The organism is Mesorhizobium sp. M7A.F.Ca.CA.003.01.2.1 (assembly GCF_003998945.1).
GTDB lineage: Bacteria > Pseudomonadota > Alphaproteobacteria > Rhizobiales > Rhizobiaceae > Mesorhizobium > Mesorhizobium ciceri.
Window position 1 is genome coordinate 1 of sequence record NZ_RZRA01000845.1, and the last position, 2,458, is coordinate 2,458.

Genomic DNA, 2,458 nt, shown 5'->3' on the forward strand with positions numbered 1-2,458 from the left:
CGCACAAAGAGTATGACAAGATTGATCCGGAGAAGGTGTGATGGAAAACATTCGACCCATTAAGACCGAAGCCGATTACGATTGGGCGATCGCCGAAATCACTAAATATTTCGAAAATGAGCCGGAGGTCGGCTCTCTCGATGGTGACCGGTTCGACGTTCTCGCAACCCTGATCGAGGCTTATGAGGATAAGCACTACCCGATTGAAGCACCGGATCCCGTTGAAGCCATTCATTCGCACATGGAACTGTTCAACCTGTCGCGGAAGGCGCTGGCCGAGGTGATCGGATCATCACCCCGGGCGACCGAGGTGTTGAACAAAAAGCGCGCACTCACCCTGGATATGGTCTTCAAACTGAACAAGGAATGGAAAATTCCCGCCGAAGTCCTCGTGCAACCCTATCACCTTGCAAATGACAGGGGCCGCAGGCGCGCCTAACATGCACCGATTCTCCTAAGCCGCGCGTTTGGGCTCCACCGCGAACGGGCTGAGGCCGAGCCAGGTCTGCATCTTCCTGCCGATGGCCTGGTCGCCGGTCAGGGCAACCCTGGCGCCGGCCTTCTCGACGGTCAGCACTCCCATCCAGATCGCCGTCATCGTGTGCAGGTCGGTCGAGACGTAGAGATCGACATCGAAGCCCGGATCGTACCAGCACAGATCGACCTCACCGTGCTTCTCGACGATCAGCCACCACGACCGTTTGGACGCCGGGAGATCCTGATACAGGAATTGTATCACCGTGCGCCCTTCAGGCAGCGGCGAGGGGTTTAGATTGCGCCGCATGTCCCACATCAGCAACGACGGATCGAGGTTCTTCAGCGACAGCCGGGATTCGACCCATTTCTGCCCCCAGAAGCCCATTGCCTCGACGACAGGACGCAAATCCCGGCCGGCTTCCGTCAGCCGATATTCGAAGATGCCTTTTTCGCCCGGCACTTCCTTGCGCTCGACGATCCCGGCGATCTCAAGTTCCTTCAGCCGTTGCGACAGAAGGGTCGGCGACATTTTGGGGACGCCGCGGCGAAGATCATTGAAGCGGGTCGAGCCGGCCACCAGTTCACGCATCAGCACCATGGTCCAGCGGGTGCACAGCACCTCAGCGGCCATCGATAGCGGACAGAATTGTTTGTATCCGTGCTGGCTCATGATTGGTGCCTCTCCCTCAAACCTGACCGAATATTAGGCCTTCATGAATGAAGCGGCCAGTACGGAAACTGTACTGCCCCGGTACAGATCGCGGACTGGTTGGCGAGGGTCCTGCCATGCGAGCCTTTTGGCCGGTTGCACGGGATACGCCTGTGCACCGCAACCAGGAGACCACCATGACCGCCTACGTTATCGCAGACATCAAGATAAACGACCCGCAGTGGGTGCCGGCTTACGCCGCCTCGGTGCACGATCTCGTCCACAAGCATGGCGGCAGATATCTGTCGCGCAGCGGCAATGTGAAAACGCTTGAAGGCAAGCCGCTCGATACCACGCTGATCGCGCTGATGGCGTTCCCGTCGGAAGCGGCGGCGCGCGCCTTCACCACCGATCCTGCCTACGCGCCCTTCGTCTCGGCCCGTCAGGACGGCAGCGACAGCCGTTTCCAGATGATCGACAACACCGATCTGGCCGGAACGATCCCGTATCTGCCGAAGGGATGATCCTTTTCGGTAGCCGTTACATCAATTTCGGGATCTCCAAGCAACAACAGCCACAGCGCTTGCCTGCCGGGCCTCCGTATTTTCGGCGGCCGGCCAGCTGTGCTTTTTCAAGAAGAATGGAATGAAGATGATATCAAACTTTCGCAGCGGACTTCTTATGGCGGGGACCATGCTGGCAATCTGCACCACCCTCGCGCAGGCGCATCAGGAGCCGGCTGAAGCTGCCTCCGGCCCGCTGGCCGACAAGGTGCGGGCTGTCAACAGCCGGTTTGTCGACGTCAAGGCAGCGGTATCAGAGGGCTATGCGCCTATTCCTTGTGCCAGCGGCATCACCGGCGGCGCCATGGGCATCCACTATGTCAACGGCCAGTATCTGAAGGACGACAAGATCGACATCGCCCGTCCCGAAGCTGTGATGTACGAGCCGATGGCCGATGGCACGCTGAAGCTGGTGGCGGTCGAGTACATCACTTCGAAAGGACCGGCATCGTTGGACGGCCAGCTGTTCAATTTCAACAGCGCCCCCAACCGCTATGGCCTGGGTGAATTCTACGAGCTGCATGTCTGGGCCTGGAAAGGGAACCCGACAGGCACGTTCGCCGACATGAATCCGAAAGTGTCATGCGAGCACGCAATGGCGCCGAGCCAATAAGCAATGAGGCCAGGCGGCATTGACGCCGCCTGGCCCGAACGATCGTTTTGCCTGATCGCCTCAGGCGGTCTTGATCAGACCGAGCTGGGTGAGGGCGGTGACGCCGTCATCGAGGCCGATTTCCTCGACGATCCTGCCGTCAACCACCTTCAGCAC

General features: G+C 59.3%; 4 protein-coding genes and 1 pseudogene. 3 read left to right on the plus strand and 2 right to left on the minus strand.

Annotated features, from left to right (window positions below):
* Nucleotides 1-40: 40 nt before the first annotated feature.
* A complete protein-coding gene (locus tag EN969_RS26525) occupies nucleotides 41-439 on the plus strand; it encodes a type II toxin-antitoxin system HigA family antitoxin (RefSeq protein WP_024501642.1) in 399 nt (132 codons plus the stop codon).
* Nucleotides 440-454: 15 nt separating this feature from the next.
* Here the strand turns inward: EN969_RS26525 and EN969_RS26530 are convergent, their stop codons facing one another.
* Nucleotides 455-1,147 (minus strand): helix-turn-helix domain-containing protein, encoded by a 693-nt coding sequence (locus EN969_RS26530; RefSeq protein WP_024501641.1) that lies wholly within the window; start codon nucleotides 1,145-1,147, stop codon nucleotides 455-457.
* A gap of 176 nt (nucleotides 1,148-1,323) precedes the next feature.
* Between EN969_RS26530 and EN969_RS26535 the strand changes: the two genes are divergently transcribed.
* Nucleotides 1,324-1,650, plus strand: coding sequence for a DUF1330 domain-containing protein (locus EN969_RS26535; protein WP_013530739.1), 327 nt, complete (start codon nucleotides 1,324-1,326; stop codon nucleotides 1,648-1,650).
* Nucleotides 1,651-1,771: 121 nt separating this feature from the next.
* Complete coding sequence (locus EN969_RS26540) at nucleotides 1,772-2,302, plus strand: hypothetical protein (RefSeq protein WP_181172688.1); 531 nt, start codon at nucleotides 1,772-1,774, stop codon at nucleotides 2,300-2,302.
* A 60-nt stretch (nucleotides 2,303-2,362) separates the two neighbouring features.
* Here the strand turns inward: EN969_RS26540 and EN969_RS36300 are convergent.
* A pseudogene (locus EN969_RS36300) lies at nucleotides 2,363-2,458 on the minus strand (ester cyclase); the annotation flags it as partial.